This window comes from Schlesneria paludicola DSM 18645, assembly GCF_000255655.1.
Classification (GTDB): Bacteria; Planctomycetota; Planctomycetia; order Planctomycetales; family Planctomycetaceae; genus Schlesneria; species Schlesneria paludicola.
Map to the genome: position 1 here is coordinate 1503066 of NZ_JH636434.1, position 20730 is coordinate 1523795.

20 protein-coding genes and 1 tRNA gene are annotated in these 20730 nt (G+C 53.3%); 4 read left to right on the forward strand and 17 right to left on the reverse strand.

Features of this window, described 5'->3' with window-relative positions; genetic code table 11:
* Nucleotides 1–196 precede the first annotated feature (196 nt).
* Nucleotides 197–1711 carry a glycosyltransferase family 39 protein gene (locus tag OSO_RS42560; protein WP_157605081.1) on the forward strand — a complete coding sequence of 505 codons (1515 nt, stop codon included), beginning with the start codon at nt 197–199 and terminating at the stop codon, nt 1709–1711.
* 670 nt (nt 1712–2381) lie between these two features.
* On the opposite strand, the gene OSO_RS0107370 is transcribed toward OSO_RS42560, so the two are convergent.
* The 12 genes from OSO_RS0107370 to OSO_RS50660 all read right to left on the reverse strand — a co-directional run bounded on the left by OSO_RS0107370 (nt 2382) and on the right by OSO_RS50660 (nt 11826).
* On the reverse strand, nt 2382–2636 hold the full coding sequence (locus OSO_RS0107370; protein WP_010582797.1) for a hypothetical protein: 255 nt from the start codon (nt 2634–2636) through the stop codon (nt 2382–2384).
* A complete protein-coding gene (locus tag OSO_RS0107375) occupies nt 2633–3106 on the reverse strand; it encodes a hypothetical protein (protein WP_010582798.1) in 474 nt (157 codons plus the stop codon). The genes OSO_RS0107370 and OSO_RS0107375 overlap by 4 nt, the downstream gene beginning before the upstream one ends.
* Nucleotides 3107–3670: 564 nt before the next feature.
* Complete coding sequence (locus OSO_RS42565; RefSeq protein WP_010582800.1) at nt 3671–4213, reverse strand: hypothetical protein; 543 nt, start codon at nt 4211–4213, stop codon at nt 3671–3673.
* A gap of 929 nt (nt 4214–5142) precedes the next feature.
* Nucleotides 5143–5595, reverse strand: coding sequence for a hypothetical protein (locus tag OSO_RS0107390; protein ID WP_157605082.1), 453 nt, complete (start codon nt 5593–5595; stop codon nt 5143–5145).
* 884 nt (nt 5596–6479) lie between these two features.
* Nucleotides 6480–6929, reverse strand: coding sequence for a hypothetical protein (locus OSO_RS0107400; RefSeq protein ID WP_010582804.1), 450 nt, complete (start codon nt 6927–6929; stop codon nt 6480–6482).
* Nucleotides 6930–7431: 502 nt separating this feature from the next.
* On the reverse strand, nt 7432–8175 hold the full coding sequence (locus tag OSO_RS0107410; RefSeq protein ID WP_010582806.1) for a hypothetical protein: 744 nt from the start codon (nt 8173–8175) through the stop codon (nt 7432–7434).
* Between the two features lie 353 nt (nt 8176–8528).
* A complete protein-coding gene (locus OSO_RS50655) occupies nt 8529–9035 on the reverse strand; it encodes a hypothetical protein (protein ID WP_157605083.1) in 507 nt (168 codons plus the stop codon).
* Between the two features lie 112 nt (nt 9036–9147).
* On the reverse strand, nt 9148–9357 hold the full coding sequence (locus tag OSO_RS49750) for a hypothetical protein (RefSeq protein WP_010582809.1): 210 nt from the start codon (nt 9355–9357) through the stop codon (nt 9148–9150).
* Nucleotides 9358–9671: 314 nt separating this feature from the next.
* Complete coding sequence (locus OSO_RS0107430) at nt 9672–9929, reverse strand: hypothetical protein (protein WP_157605084.1); 258 nt, start codon at nt 9927–9929, stop codon at nt 9672–9674.
* A 372-nt stretch (nt 9930–10301) separates the two neighbouring features.
* A complete protein-coding gene (locus tag OSO_RS0107435) occupies nt 10302–10871 on the reverse strand; it encodes a hypothetical protein (protein WP_029246751.1) in 570 nt (189 codons plus the stop codon).
* Between the two features lie 146 nt (nt 10872–11017).
* Nucleotides 11018–11332 (reverse strand): hypothetical protein, encoded by a 315-nt coding sequence (locus OSO_RS0107440; RefSeq protein ID WP_010582812.1) that lies wholly within the window; start codon nt 11330–11332, stop codon nt 11018–11020.
* A 263-nt stretch (nt 11333–11595) separates the two neighbouring features.
* Complete coding sequence (locus OSO_RS50660; RefSeq protein ID WP_157605085.1) at nt 11596–11826, reverse strand: hypothetical protein; 231 nt, start codon at nt 11824–11826, stop codon at nt 11596–11598.
* 65 nt (nt 11827–11891) lie between these two features.
* Between OSO_RS50660 and OSO_RS0107455 the strand changes: the two genes are divergently transcribed.
* Nucleotides 11892–12389 (forward strand): DUF4365 domain-containing protein, encoded by a 498-nt coding sequence (locus OSO_RS0107455; RefSeq protein WP_010582814.1) that lies wholly within the window; start codon nt 11892–11894, stop codon nt 12387–12389.
* The gene (locus OSO_RS0107460; RefSeq protein WP_010582815.1) at nt 12386–13537 is read left to right on the forward strand and encodes a hypothetical protein; all 1152 of its coding nucleotides are present in this window, start codon (nt 12386–12388) and stop codon (nt 13535–13537) included. Before OSO_RS0107455 ends, OSO_RS0107460 begins: the two co-directional genes overlap by 4 nt.
* 262 nt (nt 13538–13799) lie before the next feature.
* On the opposite strand, the gene OSO_RS0107470 is transcribed toward OSO_RS0107460, so the two are convergent.
* The 4 genes from OSO_RS0107470 to glgB form a co-directional block, all read right to left on the reverse strand.
* Nucleotides 13800–13872 (reverse strand) — tRNA-Thr (locus OSO_RS0107470).
* Between the two features lie 137 nt (nt 13873–14009).
* Complete coding sequence (locus OSO_RS0107475; RefSeq protein ID WP_010582816.1) at nt 14010–14885, reverse strand: DUF6263 family protein; 876 nt, start codon at nt 14883–14885, stop codon at nt 14010–14012.
* A 172-nt stretch (nt 14886–15057) separates the two neighbouring features.
* Entirely contained in the window at nt 15058–16443 is a 1386-nt protein-coding gene (locus OSO_RS0107480) for a sensor histidine kinase (protein ID WP_010582817.1), read from the reverse strand.
* 36 nt (nt 16444–16479) lie between these two features.
* A complete protein-coding gene (gene glgB, locus OSO_RS0107485) occupies nt 16480–18330 on the reverse strand; it encodes a 1,4-alpha-glucan branching protein GlgB (RefSeq protein WP_010582818.1) in 1851 nt (616 codons plus the stop codon).
* Between the two features lie 313 nt (nt 18331–18643).
* Here glgB and OSO_RS0107490 point away from each other — a divergent pair, with 313 nt between their 5' ends.
* Nucleotides 18644–19606 (forward strand): hypothetical protein, encoded by a 963-nt coding sequence (locus OSO_RS0107490; RefSeq protein WP_010582819.1) that lies wholly within the window; start codon nt 18644–18646, stop codon nt 19604–19606.
* A gap of 144 nt (nt 19607–19750) precedes the next feature.
* Here the strand turns inward: OSO_RS0107490 and OSO_RS0107495 are convergent, their stop codons facing one another.
* Nucleotides 19751–20728: a malate dehydrogenase gene (locus OSO_RS0107495; protein WP_010582820.1), complete on the reverse strand. Its 978-nt coding sequence runs from the start codon at nt 20726–20728 to the stop codon at nt 19751–19753.
* Nucleotides 20729–20730: the final 2 nt, after the last annotated feature.

The following is a 20730-nucleotide window of genomic DNA, read 5'->3' on the forward strand; positions in this document are numbered from 1 at the left end:
CTCGAACCACCGCACTGTTCTCAGGCTCAGCCGACCCGGTGGGCGCTTTGGTACTGTTTGGAGCCTCCGACCCGGTGGGCGCTTTGCCGGTGGGCGCTTTGGTATCGTTTGACGAATTTTCGGCCAAATGACGCCGAACTGCGCCTCGAGATACACCCAGCGACTCACAGATTGCACGCTCGGAGAGTCCGTTGTCGTGCAAAGCCTTAATCGAAAAGGACTTGTCCATACTCAGTTGATAAGCCATCGTCTTTCCAGTGGTGGGTTTCTACGAAAAGAAACCACTACTGCAAAACAAAAGCCCCTTTGTCTCAACTGGTACCGTTTCAAGCGCCCTTCACTGGTACTGTTTCAGCGCCCACTGACATGTGTCATTTGTGAATGGTCCACTCAACTTTTCGGTCCGTGGCCGGGCATTGTTTCCCTGATTGCTTGGTGCTGGATGCCTTTAATCCTAGCGCATGGATCACTTGTAACGTCTGATGTGCCAGCGGTCGTAGCTGCGCTGGGAGCTGCTCGCTGCTTTTGGTCTTTTTTGCTTAATCCGCGGCCACCAACTGCCATGCTGAGCGGTGCACTTCTGGGCGTCGCCATTGCAACTAAGTATACGTTGCTTATTCTTTGTCCGTGTTGGTTCTGCGTTCTGTTCTACAGATACAGCAGGGGACATCAGTTCCGCCAGTTTGCGGTTCTCGGGTGTTTGATGTTCTCGGCAAGCATTGTGACAATCGATGCATTTTATCTGTTTCAAGGTGTCGGCTTCAAACTTGAGATACTGGCAACTGGCAACTCCGCCTCGTCTGCTACCTTAAGATCATTTGCGTCTTGGCCGTTGTTTTCGTGGATGCTCTGGATTCCTCTCCCTCTTCCAATTGAGTTTATACGAGGTCTCGATTTTCAACTTGCGGACGTCGAGCGATCACAAGCGGTGTATTTACTCGGCGAGCAACGTGTTGGTGGCTGGTCATTTTGGTACTTGATTGCCGCGATGGTGAAGGTGCCAATTCCGATCCAGGCGCTTACATGGCTTGCAGTTGTCAATATTCCGTCTGCTCTGAGCGGGAATGGATTCTCGAGATGGGCCGCGATATGTACGATCGTCCCTGCCTTAGAGGTCACGATATCGATCGTACTTTTTACGGGAACTGGTACAAATGCATCCGTTCGATATCTGCTGCCCGCTCTAGCACTTTGGTGTCCATGGATTGGTTTGGCCTTACGACCTCGTACCCAAGTCTCCAAAATCTTGGTATTTGGCTTCGTGACTTGGCTTGGTATCGGTGCATTCTTTGAATCACCAGATTTCCTGGGGTGGGAAAACGAACTCGCCAACGTATGGTGTCGTGATCGCCCCGCGATATTGGGTGACAACACCGATTGGGGTCAGGACATCGCAAGTCTCGGTGTATGGGCCGCAAGTAGGAGTCCTAGCGAAAGGATGATCGTATGCGTATATGGAATGGGAGATACCAGAGCTTACGGCTTACGTCGACCTGCTGCATTGGCTATTTCTGCAGCTTCGGATCAATGCGACTATTTGGCAATCAGTGAAAATATTCTCTTCGGAAATGGAACACAGAATTGTGTGTGCGTGGATGGGCAAATGGGAGTCGTCTCGCATGAGTTGCGTAAATCGCTGCAGTTGAGGCGACCTTTTCATAGGATTGGTCACTCGATTCGAATATTCAAGTTGACTTCAGGTGACTTTTGATGCAGCTTTCCCCAAGTTTCGGATTTGCTCGACTGACTTCCGAATAAGTGATAATCGGCCATTTCTATCGGGCCGAGCACAAATCGAAGGCAATCGGCATCTTTCAACTCTTTAAATCGATTTTCCCAACTGCGATTTATGAACAAATTGCTGTGCACATCTAAATGAATCCCTTGGAATCAAAATCATGAGGGGCTGCCCCAAGCCCGAGGTTTTGACGCTACGCTTTTGTGATCCGTTGTCGTGGATTGCTGAGCAACAGGTAGATGGAGAGCAATCCGAGCGAGATCACGATGGGCCAGTATGCTGTCGAAACGAACACAAAATGTTCCTCTTGGGCCTGCGAGGCATCAGGACGTTTCTTAACGATGCTTTTGCGGGCGCACACCAGCCCAGGCAGTCCGACGCGAGCCAATTCTGGATCTTCGAATATCGCGTCTTCGAGGCCTATCGATTCTGTTGATGTTGTCGTCCAACGAAAACCTTGTCGAATGCCGTAACCGATCCGATACGTGGTGTCGAGAACGTTGGATTGCCGGGTGACCGTTCAGAGCCCGAAGAGAGGGGAACAGGCACATTTTCCCGGTTCAATTGGAATCCACAGTACATCGTCGAGGGTAAGCGTTCCGTCTACGGCGGGAAAATGAGCCAGTCCCCGGTCTGTGAAGGGTTACGATTGCCGGATCTGCATGTTTGTCGCAATGACGTCAGACGGAGACCCCAAGTACGCGGGCATGTTGGCAATCGAAACGCGACATACAACAAGCGTTCCCTGATGGCTGTCGATGATATACAGAGACTGGGCTGTCTGAATTTTGATCGTGTCATGGGTGTATCGACTTCTCACCCACCCCACCTCGAACAGGCACGCCATCAGCAACGTGACGACACCAAGCTTGCGTCGCCAGGACTTGAAGTCGCTCATTCGGATTCTGTTCCAGTGGATGGCAACAGTTTCGCTGACGCACGTGGCTTACTGATGAGCAGGTAGGCAGAGAGCGCAGTCAGCGGGAGGACGATCGACCAGTAAGGAAGACTGAAAGTCATCAGAGTGGTTTTCCGTTCTCCGATACCAAAGCGGAACCACTTCGGACGAAATGGAGACGCATCACCAGCGAACATGATTTCGCCCGCATGAATCCCAACTCCATCGCCTTCTTCGTGACGGTACAACCGAAATGAGGCCATTTCCTTGTCAGGAATCGATGTCCACATCGCAATCACATTCAGGCACTGATAGCCAGAGAGGAATTGAATGGACGACGAATTCCCAGTCGGAAGATTAATCGAGTCTCGAACGGAATAGTTCCGCACCCACGCGCCTGTAAACACGCACGCCAACACCAACGCGATGACGCCAAGCTTTCGTTTCCAGCCCCTGAAGAGCTCTCGCATGTTCTGGCCCACGAGTGACTCGTGACGGTTCGATTCGAATCGCGCTTGCTAGACTTCAAGTTGATCTCTGGTTTGGTTTCCGCATCGTATCTGCGATGAGAGTTCATCAAATCGCTTCTTGATCTCGTCATTTTCTTTCTGCAAATGAGCCAGAAAGTTCCCGACGAAAAAAAAGCTCATTGGCAAGAAACACAAAAATGTTGTCGGAATGCTCTGCGTGGTTCCGTTTCTGAAGGCGACGAACAATTGTTCAAGAATGACTATGGTGGATAGAACTGCGCAAAACAGGGCAGGCATCCAAGGAGCGAGCTTTTCTCTCATTGTTTTTCCTTCGTTCGCGTCATCAAAACGAAATCACCCTCGATGTGACGATTCCCCCAAACGAATGACGCTTTGTCTGTAGTCTGGCGGCTCGCTGGGCGGAAAGCAAGGGTGACCGTGATCTGGTTTCGACGACAACTGCGGATCACGCTTGAGCAAGGACGTCGTCGTGGTCAGCCCCCTGAGCAAGGGCTCTGGCTCGCGATTCCGCGGACGCGAGTTTGTTATCAATTGTTAACAAACTCAGGCGTGCCGGTCTCCTGATACCGGCGCTCTCACCCGTGGCTTGCTAATAAGCAGGTAGGCCGAGAGCAGGGTGAGCGGGAGGACGATCAGCCAGTAAGGAACCAGCAATAAGCGCATCTCAATCTTATCCCAATCCTCTTCGTTTTTGTCGTCCTCGACACCGGCGTAGGCGAAACCAAATCCGCAACACCCCCAACCCAATTGTTTCAATTGCATCCGATGGGCTGAAAGTGCTCCGTCGAATGCAGGATTCCGATTCCGTGACAACCATCTTACCGAGGCACGAGCAATGTCGACTCGTTTTTCCTTCGCATCCAGATCTTGTGCTTCTTCGTGTAACCACGTCCATACGATTGTGCTGTCCATTGAACTTAGGTCACTCCAAGTGACGCAGACCATCGAATTCGTTTTTTTCACTCGAACGGGGAAATGAAGGATGTCCACAACCACATTGCTCCTCACCCACCCGGCCGCAAACACGCACGCCATTAGCAATGTGATGGCACCAAGCTTGCGTTTCCAAGAATTAAAGTAACTCATATCGTCAACTTCGCGTCTCGTATACGTGGCTTGCTGAACAGAAACCAGGCAGACAGTAGAGTCAATGGGAGGACGATGTTCGAATAGGGAATGTAGACCACATTCCCGGTTGCGATGATACTTGGCCCCCAGATTCCTTCACTCTCCAATCGTGATCGATCTGGCCCCAAATCGCGACCAATTGGTACTCGGTAAGGAAGTACTCGGTATCGTTGGAATGGGCCTTGAGACCTGTACAAATAGAGGAGTTCAATAGGACCTGATTGCCAATGATTCGTGCTTCCCGCAAGTGAAACAGGCGATTGTTGGAAATATGTCCAACATTCTCGATCCCACCAAAAACAACCGATGTTTCCCGAAGCGAAAACGACACCGCGCGTCTTATGGGGTGGTTTTCGGAACTGCACGAGATCAGCCGTATGAAGACCGCGCACCCACGCTCCCGTGCATACACATGCCATTAGCAAGGTCACAACGCCAATCTTCCTGCGCCCGCTCATGCAGCCACCTTGACCGTTTGACGTGGCTTGCTGAGCAGCAGGCAGGCGGATAGAGCGATCAAAGGCAATACAATGGACCAATGAGGGACTACCAAAAGTACGGTATCTTCATCCGGGATTGTGGGAGGGTGAAGTCCACAAAACTCGGAAACATCCGCCAAAAGAAGCCAAAGTGCAGTGGCATTTGCGGGGTCCGGGGAGTTGCACAAAGTCGGATAATCGATCGCTCCTCACCCATCCCGACATGAAGACGCACGCCATCACGAGCGTGACTACGCCCAGCACGCGTTTCCATCCCCGGAAGAACTCTCGCATGATCTGGCTCGCAAGCGACTCGTGACATTTCGTCTATATCCTGGCGAGGCACAGGGTGAGGAGCAAGGGATGACGGATTTCTTAGTGGGAGCCATTTTCACCCGAACGTGGAAATTAAGATTCCCAGATCACACAGGTTTCATAGAGCGCTATCATCGCCGCAACTTCGAAACCGATCTCGTCAATGAACCAGAACTTATTCCCCCATCGTCCGATTCCTTTGTAGAAGGATTTGTCCTTGCTCAGAGACGAAAGTCCACCGAAGGACTTGTACGTGACGCCACGTGCCATCACATCATAGAAATTTGATAAGGTTATTCCGTAACGGTGAGCGATTCGTGCAATTTCAATCCCGTTGCGAAACATTAGCCAGTTTTTGGAGTCGTCCTTTTTCGTTCGTTTCAAAATGAGCGTGCTGTCGCCGTACAAATCAAGTTGCGAACTCCCAGGGTTGAACCCTGTTCCGGATGTGTAGATGATTTCGTCGTTGACGATCACTTTGTAGCCAGTTGCCTTTCTCATAATCCACCGTGAAGGATCGTAAGCCGTCTGGACGTGAACCTTCATTCGCACCTTTCGTTCAACTTCGAGTTCCGTGAAACCGAGGCGTAGCCCGCTTTTTGTTCTGGTAAATCTTTGAACGAATAATTCTGAGCTTCGGATCAAGCGAGTGCCTCGAATTCGTTGATGACGCATACCGACCGATTCAATCCATCGATCAAACTCAACCGCGAGAGGAGTCGATTTAAGAGCCCGTTGAAGTAACGGGGGACAGGTACCGTGGCTTTCAGGATTTCATGGCGTTTATTAATCTCGCCGGAACCAGTCTCCGTTACTTCAACAGGGTGTTAAGGCTTTGTAGATCGGATTCTCCGCTGATCGAGGTAACCGACCAGCTGTCACAGCCCGTGTCAGATGACGCGCCCCCTTTGCGACATCCAATTGCCGTGCCGGTCCTCTATGGCGATTCAAGTTGATTGCGATGCCGCAGAAAACGGGCCACGACGTTGCCTGGATCACTTTAGTAGGCTGCTAGCCCACCCGCGATACTCATTGCGAGTTCCAACGAAGGGCCAGACCGTATACGGATCAGAACAGCATGTCCAGAAGTACGTCTCGCCTTCGTCACGTGGACCATGCTCAATTTCATGTCTCAATTCCGTGCTGTCACTCCACAATGCCTCGGTCCGACTTCCTTGCTCATAGGGCAGTGCTTCCGCAAGCGTAAGTTCTCCAGAATTCGGGATTGTATTGGTGTCGTATTGCCGGAAACGGAGGGAACGATGCCTGTACCATTGCGTATAAAACAAATTTGTCCGCGAAATCCATTGGGAATGATGAACGCATTGTGGGGACATCCTCCACAAGCCAAATCTTCACCGCAAAGAGGACGATCACGATAAGAAACCTCAGCACTGCGATCCTTCGGCGTGCAGAATTGAAGTACCCGCTCATGAGTGGCGGTCCGGTGGTGGTGAAATCGGCTTCTGACGCGGCTTGCTGAACAACAGGACGGCGGAGAGCAGTGTAAGTGGTATGACGATCGACCAGTACGGAGTCATTGCAAGCGGAGCATTGTCGTCGTCGTTTCGAAAGATGCTGACTTTTCCCGACTTCTCAACAATCCAATGATACCCCGACCATTTGTTTGGACTTTGAACGAGTTTGACGCCATCGATCCACTGATGATTGCTTCTCCAAGGCGCTTCCAAATCGAGTGAACCCGTCTGAATCAACGCCCACTTTTGCTCCCCTGAGACGAGAATCGTATTTGTCCTCGCGAATGGGACACAGACGATGTCAACGAAGCCGAAGCTCCTCACCCACCCAACGGCCAACATGCAGGCCGCCATCAGGGTGAGTAGGCCAAACTGCCCGCGCCGCGATGTAAGGTCGTTCATACCGTCATCTTCACTTCGGGACGTGGCTTGCTGAACAGCAACCAGGCGGACAGTAGAGTCAGGGGGAGGACGATGTTTGAATAGGGAATGTAAACCACATTCCCGGTTGCGATGATATTTGGTCCCCAGATCCCTTCACTCTCCAATCGTGATTGATCTGGCCCCAAATCGCGATCAATTGTTACACGGTAAGGAAGTACTCTGTATCGTTGGAATGGGTCTTGAGACCTGTACAAATAGAGGCGTTCGATAGGAACTGATTGCCAATGATTCGTGCTTGCAAGTGACTCAGGCGATTGTTGGAAATATTTCCAACATTCTCGATCCCACCAAAAACAACCGATGTTTCCCGAAGCGAAAACGACCCCGCTCGTCTTACGGGGTGGTTTTCGGAACTGCACGAGATCAGCCGTATGAAGACCGCGCACCCACGCTGCCGTGCATAAACATGCCATTAGCAGGGTCACAACGCCAAGCTTCCTTCGCCACAACTTGAGGTCGCTCATGCTGCCACCTTGTCCGTTTGGCGCGGCTTGCTGAGCAGCAGGCAGGCGGATAGAGCGATCAAAGGCAATACAATGGACCAATGAGGGACTACCCAAAGTACGGTATCTTCAACGACCGACTGGGATCCTCTAATCGTTGCCAACTTGAATCGACTTAACCCGATGCCATCGCGAAGCAACACGATGCCGAAACTGTAAATCATACCGTTATCAACAGGTGTCGATAATTTGTCTTCGTGAAATTGACTTCTGACCCAAATCCCGATGAACACGCAAGCGATCATCAGTGTCGCTCCACCCAACTTCCTTCTCACCGACTTTAGGTCGACGCCCCAGAGATTCGCCACTTTTTGACTCGATTTACCAGGTGTGAAAAGTAAGAGCGAAAATGAGATTGCGATCAACGGAATGACGATCAACCAATACGGCACGAACGCTCCGTAAAGTTTGTCAAACTCCATTAATGAAGCCCATTGGGTCTCTTTCCCGGCGAATGCACGCCGGATCTTCGAAACTGGGGAAGTTGTGTACAGGGGCTGCGCCGGGGTTTGGATTGCTTCTGTCTCAACCGAAAATCGTCCATGAGATGAAACGATGCCTATGGCTGTTCGAGCATTCACGGGAAGGATCACGATCTCGGAAATGATCTCGCTCCTGACCCATCCAACGGCAAACAAGCACGCCATCAGGAGCGTGACAACGCCAAGTTTACGGCGCAGGGGCTTGAAGTACTCGCGCATGATCTGGCTCGCGGACGACTTATGACGGTGTGTCTGTAGTCTCGCAGCGCACAGGGTGAGGAGCAAGCGTGAGATTGAACAGACACAAGCGAAGGTCGTGTCAGCAAACCCTTCAGCCGTCTGTCCAGCAATGTGGCGTCAATCAGTCGATGATCGCATCCATAATTGAGACGTTCAAGACGTTTGAGCAACAACAGCAGGCATTGGGGACCGTCCAGCAGGTTGTGGAGCAAATCATGGCGGTTCAAAAAAGACATAGGGCAGCGCCAACGAAATCCGCTCAGAACGCGCAAAACCAATTCGGCATCACTGGCAAGTCACATCTGGCGGACTGCGAACCAGCCTACCTGGGTTCAGGCGGGCCGGTTTTCTGGAATTGGCTTGATCACAATTGGTTTGCTGAGTAGCAGGTAGGCCGAGAATAGGGTCATGGGGACAACAATCGACCAGTAGGGGATTTGATAGGCTTCGATACGAACTGTTTTTCTTGCTCCATCGCCGGGCAGTACTGCAACACCGAACTTAAAGTCACCCCAATCCATCCTTCTTTCTATATTGTAGCCCTCCCAAGTATCATGAAATTCTTGTTTGCCATTCGGACCAATTTTGAATCCACGCAGATGACTGAGATCGTCGGACGTCCAATGCCATCCGAGATTGTGGGAGGGGGAAGTCCACAAAACTCGGAAACATCCGCCAAAAGAAGCCAAAGTGCAGTGGCATTTGCGGGTTCCAGGGAGTTGCACAAAGTCGGATAATCGACCGCTCCTCACCCATCCCGACATGAACAGACACGCCATCAGTAGCGTGACGACGCCAACATTGCGTTTCCAACCTTTAAAGAACTCTCGCACGGCCATCCCCTGCCCGTGAGCCAAAAATAGACTCTGTGTCTCTAGTTTGGCAAGTGTCGTGACCTGAGGCAAAGGATTGCGGGCGGTGACACCGCCTTCTTGTTCGCAGCCTCCTCGGCTACGACGCGGGCGTCCATCTGGCGGCATCAATTACCGACCAGAAGTGAATCAGCCAACCTAACAAGAAAAACCAAAGGACACCCGCAAGGGCGAATTGCACTGCGGCCATGATCACCCGCCCCTGGAGCAGTTGCCCCAAGCCTGGAATCAAGAAACTACACAACGCGGCAAGGACGTTTCCGCTAGAACCTGGGCCGACGTCTGACATCCTGCTCCCCTTTTCATTTTTTCGTGGTTTTCATCGGGCGAACCGGTTTTCTGGAACTGATATTTGCAATCTGTGGCGGGTGTCGAGCCCCGATTCGCCACCCTTCCGGTCGCCAAGTCTAGCAACCTGTCGATGTAAGGGGGACAGTCACCTTGGCGTCCACGATGTCATGATGGTTTTGAAGCTAGCCGGAGCCAGTCCCCTTTACTTCAACAGGCTGAAAAGCCATGAACGTCGCGTACCGACTGGTTTGCGGCCCGTGGGGCATGAACCTGCGCTTATTCAGATTCACAGCGCAGAGGTTGACTGCCAATTCACTCTTGATGCCCATTGGTTTTCGCTTCGAGCATTTGACGAAGGCTGACCAGTTCTTTGAAGATGATTCCAAGGGCCGTTCGCAACATCATTGCGCTACCAATTAAGAGCCCCCATACAACGATCCATCCGACATCGTAAAACTGGTTGCTTCGGTTACTTCCAGACATAATTGTCAGCGAGTATATCCCTGCAACCAACCCCAGTGGCCCCACACTAAAGAGAGCGGGCATTACGATCGCTTCTCGTTGATTCATTTCATACTTTCTGTCAAACAAAGAATGCATCTTCGATTCAAGCGGCTTTGGGGGAAACGAGTTCGTCAAATTGATTTTGCGTCAATCGACGTGGTCTGCTGAGCAGCAGGTAGGCGGAGATTGCTGTCCTGCGACTGGACGCCGACGATCTAGACCCGACTCTCCAGTTTCACATCGTAGCTCGCCTGCTCGATCGAATCCAAGATGGCGGACTGATCCTATTTTATGTGCCGAGGCATGGATCAACGCATGTGGCATTCTGGTCTCGCGCATCGAATCTTGGCGCACCTGCGCGAAAGGCGACTCCGCCTGTCCGGCTTGTCAAAAAAGTGACCGAAGGGCCTGGTCACGCACCGCGATCCGTACAGAAGTTCAATCAGGTTGAACTGTCGCCCGTGGCTTGCTGAACAGCAGACAGGCGGAGAGAAGGGTCAGAGGAATGACGAGCGACCAATAGGGGATGATCCAATACGTGGATCGAAATCCCCAATCTAACCGCAACTCCAAAGGCGGTGCGCCGACGCCAAATCCGGGACCGTACCAAGTACAGTTGAGTGCCATCCGCTTTAGGCATGCATCAAGTGGCATGTAGTCCGATTTCATCACATGAAACATCGTCATCGATGCCAATTCGTGATTCTCGATGTGCAATCGTCCCCAAATCAGTGATTGATCCACCGAAACGAAATTCTCCATCGAGTCCTTGCCGCTACAAAACTGCAATCCATCCCACACGCAGAGGCTTCTAACCCACAGGATCGCGAGCATGCACGCCATCACCAGCGTGACGACACCCAGTTTTCGTTTCCAACCCCTGAAGAACTCTCGCATGATCTGGCTCGCGGACAATACGTGACGTTTTGTCTGTAGTTTGGCATCACGAACGGTGGCGAGCAAGTGGGGGCCACGAAACGTAAGAAGCCGCCCACATCGAGCGGTCATGATGGGCTGCGCCATGAATCACGCTTTTTTTCGCGCCACTTCAGGCAGTGAAGGTCGACGTCAAAAAAGCCAAGCAAGCGTACTGGATCGCGCACCCACCACGTAAGTAGGCGCGAATCCACTCTTCAGGAGGAACCGAACGGCGATCACTCAACCGAAATTGGCTTCACGATCGATTGAGCGACATGCTCAACTCCTCGAAGTGCGGCGAAAAGGCGGTTTTCCATGTTCCACATTTCCAGCCCCACATCTGCGAATACTCCTTCGCTTTTTGGGGTAGACGCTGCGAAAGATGACGTCCCCCGCCGAATGCCGTCAGGACGCATCAGATTCGGATGCATGATGATTGCTCCGCCAATCACCAAGTCTCGATCAGATGACCAGTCGCCAGCCATCAACTGCGGGTTAACTATCAATCCCGCCACAGCTGCTGCAGTCCAAACTGCCAACGTCTTGTACATGACCACTCCCTCGTCGGCGGAATCTGAAACCCAAGCGGTGGATGTTTCGCCGGTTTCTCGGAATGAGTCAATCCGTCTTCTCAATTCTCGCCATGCCAACGCTTTTTTTAAATTGTGATGATCATGTTGCGGATGGATTGGACGCCACTGATCAGCATCTTGAACAGATGACAGTTGAAAGTAAGCAGCCAGCTTAGTCTGTAGGCGTGCTGAACCAGTCGTTCACCGAACAGACGATTGTGGTAAACGAGGCCGACACGAATCTAGCCGACCTTGGCAAGACTGCCATGACCGCATTCGGCGAAGTGTCGAATCCGGTCATTAGGGCTGAGATGGCAGCAATGGACAAAGAGTTCGCCGGACGCCTCCACGATGAGAAGTTGCGACAAATCGACGTTGAGACCAAGCAGAAGTTGGATGCGATCCAGAAAGAGCGAATCGAGAATGATCGAGCAAAGGCTATCCGGACCTGCGGCAGAGTTGACAGGCGTCACGATCGCGTCGCAACATGCCGATAATACAGCAAGCGAAAGGGGTTCCGAAGAAGGGCTACGTCGCAATGGATATCAATGCGAGGAAAGAACAATTCAGTCAGGCCTACGTTCAAGCAGTCGCGGCGGTTGCTGGCTACTGTTATTCGAAACCAGAAGTCGATGACGACAGTGTTGACTTAACTTTGGCTCAAAAAGGTGGCGGCGGAACCGTTCGTTCCCCGAAATTGGACCTTCAATTGAAGTGCCATGCAGCAGAATCACCTGTTGATGATCATTTCTCATTTCCATTAAAGAAAAAGAATTACGACGATTTGCGCCCAAATTCGTTTCAAGTTCCTAGAATTCTTGTCGTGGTTCTTGTGCCAAGCCTCGAACAGGAATGGCTTGAACATGAGGAATCGCAACTTTCGATTCGAAGATCAGGCTATTGGGTAAGTATTCGAGGTTTTCCAGACTCGCCAAATGCCGATTCAGTTACAGTGCACATTCCTCGCTCCCAGCCATTCCATCCCGAAGGTCTAAGAGCAATTATGAATCGGATTGGCGCAGGAGAATTACCATGAAGACGGATATTCGTGATTCAGAATCGATTCGAACGCTTCGCCCTCTGGAAGTAGTCGCGTATCTCCGGGCTCGGGGATGGACTTCGCAACGGACAAAGAGCGACGCAATATCAGTATGGACCGCTGATTTGAATGGAGATGTTTACGAAGCGGTTGTGCCAACAGATAACGCGATCGGAGATTATGCGCTCAGGATGAGCGAGGTCCTGCAGGCGTTGTCTTCATTTGAAAAGCGATCGCAGTCGCAAATATTCGCAGATTTACTCACGACATTCGCAGATGTTATTCGAATTCGAATTGATGATCCTGACATGTCAGATGGCACTCTTCCCATCGAAGCGCACGCCCAAGTTGCACAAAAAGCGAAAGACTTGGTGATGGCTGCCGCATGCGCCGCAACGGAAAAGAAATCAGTGTGGCACTCCAGAAAGCCTGCGCCTGCCACAGAGTATATTCAGAACCTTCGATCTGGCCAGACAGAACGGGGAAGCTACATCATCACAATAATTTCACGTGTCCCGCCAGCACTTGATGCCCCATCAAATGGCGAGCTCTTTGAGAGGGAAATCCCATTCGAGCGCCGCGTGATTCAAACGCTCGCGTCATCACTCGTATATTTGGATAAGGCCGCTGCTAGAGCGGCGTCAACAGGACAGTTCAGCGAATTTGAGAGCGCCGTAGAAATGGGCGTCAGTGCGAATCTATGTGATGCCGTTGCAGGTCTGTGGGGCACGGACAATTCACAAAGAAACCTCGAATTCACATTTTCCTGGTCACCAGTCAGGCCAGTTGAGGGTGCAACGCCATCGTGGGTGAAGTTTGCTGCTGATCGCATTCCAATCATTCGTGAAGCGGGACGATTGATGCGAGAACGTGCGCCAATCACGGACTTTGAGATTATTGGCCCTGTAATCAAACTCAACCGAAAAGCAGGAGAAAACGACGGCAGAATCACGGTGTTCGGTCAAATAGATGGAACCCCGAAGAGCGTAACAATGGAGCTAATCGAGTCAGAATACGAACTCGCAATCGAATACCATCGCAACGGAGTGATTGTGCGGGCCGTTGGAACACTTGTAAGAGAGGGGCGAAGCTACGTTCTCAAGGACGCGAAGTGCTCTCCTCTCACCGCTGATTTCACTTCCTGAAATATGATCGTCATGCAATGGAATTCCATAACATTGTCGAGGTCTGGTTTTTCTGATTTGGTCACTCGAAGATCGAACTCACGATGAACACCTATCCCCACTTGATGGCGGGGATGCAGGACATGGCAGCGGACGACATGGAAGCGGCACTAAAAGCGAAAACACCGTGATGGGCTGTAATTCGCCTGTCATACCAACGAAAACAGCCCACCGGAGCAATTCCGATGAGCTGTAAATTGTGCTCTATAAAGACGTTACAGAGAGCCGCCGAACAGATTCGAACTGTTGACCTATGCTTTACGAAAGCATCGCTCTGCCAGCTGAGCTACGGCGGCCGATCGTGGAGGGCGAGATAATATCAGAATACGATTCCGCGGCAAGACAAACGCCACCTCCATTTTAACGCGAAATTCCGGGGGCGGACCAAAACGGCCCGCCGGCGGACCAGAATCGGACAGGCAGCGGGCTCGACTCAGCGGTGTTGGACCATTTTTTCCACAGATTCGCCGCGTGCTTCCAGCAGTGTCTGGCTGCCGTAGGCCCCGACTACTTTCTCGTTGATCTGGAGCGAACGGTTGGAAATTCGGCCTTTTGCGAGGTCAAATTCAATCGTTCCTGACGGGGTTTGCTGCACCAGATTGCGGAGAATTTCAGGCTCGGTCAGCGGCGTCAGAAGGGACGTACGCATGCTGATCGTCGCGATGTTTTCGTTGACCTTTGTCAGTTCGTAGGTCCGAATCATCGTGACGGCTCGGGTCAAACCGTTGCCGACGGGAACCGGCGTTTCATATTTTTCCGTCCACTGCTCACCGATTTTGACCGGCTTCTCAGGCAGCACGATCAGAAAATTGATCGCGGGATCGGCCTTCTCGGCAGCGTCGGAAAAGCTTTTCGGAACATCCGTCGCGATCATCGAGACCTTCAGCAAGCGACCGCTCGGAGCGACCTGGAATCGGGCCAGCGGACGGCCGATCGTGCCTGCCACGTTCTCGAATTCTTTGGGAGGGGAGGAATCTTTTTCACTGTCATAGCTCAGCACCGGCTTTTCGCCCGCCTGAGACGACATGCGAACCGCTTCCGTGATCGGTTCGAGCGTTGCACCGCCGTTTTCGTCGACGGTGACGACGCGATACGACTTCAGCCACTGTGTTTGCTGGATGATTTTTGAGAAGTTGTTCCCGTGCTGGACGATCATCTCGGCACGGTCATCGATCTCATAGTGCGTGAACTGGCCGGGCTGGAAGCGGTAGACCAGTTGATACGTTGGTGGGTCGGCATGCGTCCACTGGCCGAATCCCAGGGTGATGACAATCAGACCGAGTTTCCACCATGAATTCTTGACCCACATCGAAAAGCCCTCCTGGCTGAATCCGCGTGATGAAACGACGAGTGGCATCCGAGACGATTGACCCAAAGTCGCTTCAGGACGTTAAGTTGCGCGGATGGTAACAAAGGGGCGAAACCGCGCGGAGATCAATTTGGGAACACGATTTTCCGCAAATCACCCAGTCACCGCAGTTTCATTCCGTTGGCGGTTCAGTGGCGTCCGGCGTCTTCGCGATCACTGGCACAATCGCACTGTTGCTGAGGCCACTGTCCGATCGTTCGTCGTCCGGGTATTCGAGCCGTACGGTGAACGTGGTTCCCTGCATTGAAGTCGAGGTCAGGTCGATGTGCCCACCGTTTTGCTCGACGATATTGCGGCTGACGAAGAGTCCCAGTCCCGTCCCAGTTTCCTTCGTCGTCACGTATGGCTGGAACATTCGCATCCGCAGTTCATCGGGAATTCCTGCCCCATCATCATGGACATCGATCCGCAACCAGTGATCCTCGCGGGTCGTCTGAATCTCGATCGTACCGCCCTCTTCCGTCGCATCCATGGCGTTCAGGATCAGGTTCAGGAAGACCTGGACCAGCTGGTCATGCACGAGCATCATCCGCGGCACGTTTTCGAGATAACGGGTGCGGATCTGTTTTCCTTTTTTCCGCTTGTAATACTTCGCAATATTCAGTGCCGCATCGATAATCGAATGGATGTCGCAACGCGTCTTCACATGAACGGCCGGACGGCTGAAATCGACAAGTTCTCGCAGCGTCCGCTGGATCCGCCGCAGCTGATCATCTACGAGCGACAGCTTTTCGCGGGTTTCCCCTTCGATGTTGCGTCGGTTCAACAGTTGGACGAGCGAACTGATGGCTGCAAGGGGATTGCCGACTTCATGCGCAATCCCGGCCGCCAGCAATCCAAACGCGGCCTGTTTTTCCTGCTGGACCAGCATCGCCTGCGATTCTTGCAGTTGTCGTGTTCTGTCGGCAATTCGATGTTCGAGCAGTGACTGGTTCTGCTGAAGCTTGATATTGAGTTCCCGCAGGCGAAAACTGGCCCACTTGAGAAGTTCCGAGAGCGAAACACAGGCCCAGGTCACCCATCCCAGAAAGATCGGCATCAGGATCAAAGCCGAGAGTTCATCGCGGCTTTCGGCGTGTCTGGTGAGCGCCAACGTCACGTAGCTCAGTGTGTGAAACAGGAACGTCATCCACGTCACCAGCGGCGTATAGCGGATGGCGCAGACCAGCAAAGACAGGAAGTAGTAGAACCGGAACGCACTGAGCAATCCGTCGTCGAAATGGCACAGCAGTCCGATGAACAGCGATTCCATGAACGAAATGAACATGGGCCATTCGCTAAGGAAGACGCGTCCGCGGACCGACCAGACCGTATCGAACAGAGCGTAAAACGCCCCCAGGACCAGAATCGCGTTCAGGATGCTGCGGTTCTGACCGTCACCAATCAGATTGACCAGCACATACCCGACGCAGATTCCGAACCAGCGAATCCGTACGGTGATGGCCTGGGTGGCCAGTCCCCAGTCGAAATCATCAGAAGGTCGTACGGCGTCCGACATGCCATGTCCCGCAGGCAACAATCATGCTGTGCCGATTCATTTTCCCGACGTCACCGGTTTCAGCACCAGCATTCCCAGTGGGGGCAGCGTCAGAGAAATGAACTGGCTTTCTCCGTGACAGGTCCCCGGCTGCGAGTAAACACCGCCGACGTTACCCACGTTCGAGCCACCGTACAACGTCGAATCGGTATTGAGCCGTTCGATATAGTAACCCGGAGCCGGAACCCCCACGCGATACTGATGCCGTGGGACAGGGGTGAAGTTAATCACCACGATCAGGCGATCTTGTTCCGATTTACCCTGACGCGAATAGGCGTAGACGCTGTTCTGCCAGTCATCGCACGAAATCCAGCGGAAGCCTTCACCCGACATGTCGAGCTGGTGCAAGGCGGGTTCGCCCCGATACAGCGTATTCAGATCGCGGACCAATTTTGTGACGCCGTCGTGCATCGGCTGCCCGACGAGCGGCCAGTCGAGCTGGGTATTGTGGTTCCATTCGAGCCACTGCCCGATCTCGCCGCCCATGAATAGCAACTTTTTGCCGGGCTGTGTGAATTGATACCCGTACAGCAATCGCAAGTTCGCGAACTTCTGCCAGTGATCGCCGGGCATTTGCGAAAGTAGCGAGCACTTGCCGTGAACGACCTCATCATGCGACAGCGGCAGCATGAAGTTTTCGGTGAAGGCGTACACCATCCGGAACGACAGTTCATTCTGATGGTGCTTCCGATAAACGGGCTCGCGCCGCATGTAGCGCAGCGTATCGTTCATCCAACCCATGTCCCACTTCATGCCGAAACCAAGTCCGCCGGTATAGACAGGACGTGAGACACCACCCCAGGCGGTCGATTCTTCGGCGATCGTGAGAATGCCCGGAAATTCGCGATACAGCAGCGTGTTCATTTCCTTGAGGAAATCGATCGCCTCGAGGTTTTCGCGCCCGCCGAACATATTCGGCACCCATTCACCGGGCCGGCGCGAATAGTCGAGGTACAGCATCGAGGCCACCGCATCGACACGCAAGCCGTCGACATGGAACGTCTCGAGCCAGAACCGGGCGCTCGACAGCAGGAAATCACGGACTTCGTTTCGTCCGTAGTTGAAGATCAACGTTCCCCAATCTGGATGAAATCCTTTCTTGGGGTCTTCGTGCTCGAAGCAGGCGGTGCCGTCAAATGAACCCAGCGAATGTCCATCGGTGGGGAAGTGGGCGGGCACCCAGTCGATGATGACGCCGATTTCGGCTTCATGGAACATCTCGACGAATTCCATGAAGTCATGCGGCGTCCCAAAGCGGCTGGTCGGGGCGAAATATCCGGTCGCCTGGTAACCCCACGAGCCATCAAAGGGGAATTCGTTGATGGGCATCAATTCAATGTGCGTATAGCCCAGGTCTTTGACGTAGTCGACAAGCATCTTGCCGAGTTCACGATAGGTGAAATACTGTCGACCGTCGGTCGGGCGTCTCCAAGACCCCAGATGAACTTCGTAGACCGAAACAGGCTTTTCATACCAGTTCGAGTATTCGCGGCGCGACAGCCATTCTTGATCGCGCCAGGTATGACCTGTCAGATCGTAGACAACCGATGCGCTCTTGGGCGGCAATTCGGCATAGAAGGCGTACGGGTCCGACTTCTGCAGAAGTGCTCCGTGACTGCTGCGGATGCCAAATTTGTACGGATCGCCGCTTTTCATTCCCGGGACGAATCCCCACCAGACTCCGTTACTGCTGGAGTTCAGCCAGTTCTGACCGTGCATCCACATATTCAGATCGCACAGAACCGAGACTTCGGTGGCATTGGGAGCCCAGACGGCGAAGCGGACCCCTTCCACCCCGTTTTGTGTCTCGAGATGTGCGCCCAGATGCTGGTAGAGAGTGGAATCCATCCGTTGAGAACCTGTTTGAGATGTTGATTCGTCAGGTGGGGTACACCGCGAGCGCACAGATCCATTTTGCCGACATTGTCGGCGAATCTGCGTTATCCCGACGTTGTCGGTGAAGTCGGACGGATCGTATCAACTGGTAGCAACGCAGACAATCAATTGAATCTACACCTTGGACATGAAACAGAATGGCGCCCACCCAGCTTACGCATAGTACAGTCTGGTAAAGGAATGACGCGCGGGGAGTGCACTATTCTTCGGGACTCCACGCAGAATAGGGCGATGGCGTCGATGGCGGTCTGACTGGATAAATGGCGTGATTTTAACACATAAGCACATTCTAACGATTGGACCGATTGTCCTGGTGGCCGTCTGCTACCTGCTGACAGCGCCTTCGAACGATCGTGTCACCGACCAGGTCGCCTCTGCCGCTGGGATCGAGCCAGACGACAACACGGTGAATGACGCACCATTAGGTCTGCGATGTGAGGCGATTGCTGAAGAGCTTCGAGCCAAGCTCTTTTCCGATTGGCGCGTGCTGGTTCGTGAACCGTTCATCCTGGGCGGTGACCTCAGCCGGGTCGAACTCGAGAAGTGCTACGAACGGTCGATCGTCCCCACAGTGCGCGCCCTGGCCGCCAGTTATTTTCATCAGACTCCACGGCATCCGATTGTCATCATGCTGTGTTCAACAGAGGCGAAGTTTCGAGAATGCCACAGTCGGCTCGGCGAACCTGATCGCAGTCAGTATTCGGGACTTTATGTTCGCCGCCAGCGGCGGGTCGTCGTCAATATCGCCTCGGGCGACGGAACGCTCGCTCATGAACTGACACACGCGTTGGCTCATGCGGACTTTCCTCGGATGCCCGAATGGTTTGATGAGGGATTGGCGGCGCTCCATGAAGAGTGCGAGCCATCTTCCGACGGGTTGCGACTGAAGGGAATGCCCAATTGGCGTGACGCGGTGGCGCTGAACGCGTTGAATCAAGGCGAACTGCGGCTTCTCGAAGACGTCGCTTCAAAGCGGTTCGGGTCCGCGGGACGCGCGAACCTGGACTATGCTCAGGTCCGCGCACTTTGCCTGTTCCTGCAGGAACATGGCTGGCTGGAGCCGTTCTATCGCACCTGCCGCGAGAATGCCGTGGGCGATCCCACCGGCCTTCGGTCGCTGTGTCAGGTCACGGCGACCGCCGACCCCAGAGCGCTGGACGATGCCTTCCATGCCTGGTTGCTGCAGCGCGATCACACTGGAAGTCCGTCGGGCCCCGCCGCTCAGTAGCCGGCCGAACGGGCACGATCAGAGTCTAAGTCGTCGGATCTTGGTGATCGCCTGTTGAAGTCGGAGGGACTGGCACCTTCGCGTTCACAATGTCATGGCGTTTCTTGAACTGGCCGGAGCCAGTCCCGTTACTTCAACAGGCTGCTACAGCCCTGCGACCGTGGCTTCGTGATGCAGTTCGGCGATGTTTTCCTGCACTCGCGCGAGCGCGTACTCGTCGAGATAGAGTCCTTGAACGATGGACCAATTGACGCCATCTTCGGTTCTGAGCGGAAACCCGAAGACCATGTTCGACGGGACGCCGTAGCTTCCGTCCGAAACCACACCGGCTCCAAAACGCCGCTGGAATGGCGTAGGTGTCGAAATGGAGTTCACGGTGGCAACAATCGCTTGTGTTGCCGTGGCGGCAGGTGGTGCGTCCAGCAACGACATCACCTCTTGCGTCCGACGCGCAATCAATGGCTCGAGAATGTCGCGATGCCAGTTGGGTTCGGTAATGATTTGTTCTGCGGGTTGGTCATCAATGTACGAGTTGTGAAAATCGACAAACAGTTTGTCACTGCGATTGCCCCACACATTGACGCGATTGACGCGACTGACCGGGACACCCGCCGTGGCCGCGATGATCGCCGTGGCCCGCATGCGGTCGATGCGATTCAAGCTGAAGAAGTGCTCGGCCGGAACCGACCGCGCAAAATGTTGAACAACCAAACAGAGCGTGTTGCACGGCTCGGTGACGACGAGCACACGGGCTCGGGGCGCCACACGCTCGATCGCCTGGCCATGGCTTTCATAGATCGGTCCATTCGCTCGCAGAAGATCAAGGCGAGAATAATCGCTGAGAGTCTTCTCTGTCGCGGCCAGCATGATGATCCAATCGGCGTCCGCAAACGCCTCATCCTCCGAGTCCGAAATCAGCGAGTCTTTGAGTAATGGGAACGCACAGTCGGTCAACTCAAGCTGAATCCCCTGCAGCGTCCGCAACCGCACCGGTGTCTCTAAGAGCGACAGGATGACTGGTTGCTGATCACCAAACATCGCCCCCGCCGCGATCCGAAATGCCAGCCCATATCCGACTCGTCCGGCCGCGCCAGAAATCGCAATCTTCAGTGCTTGTTTCATTG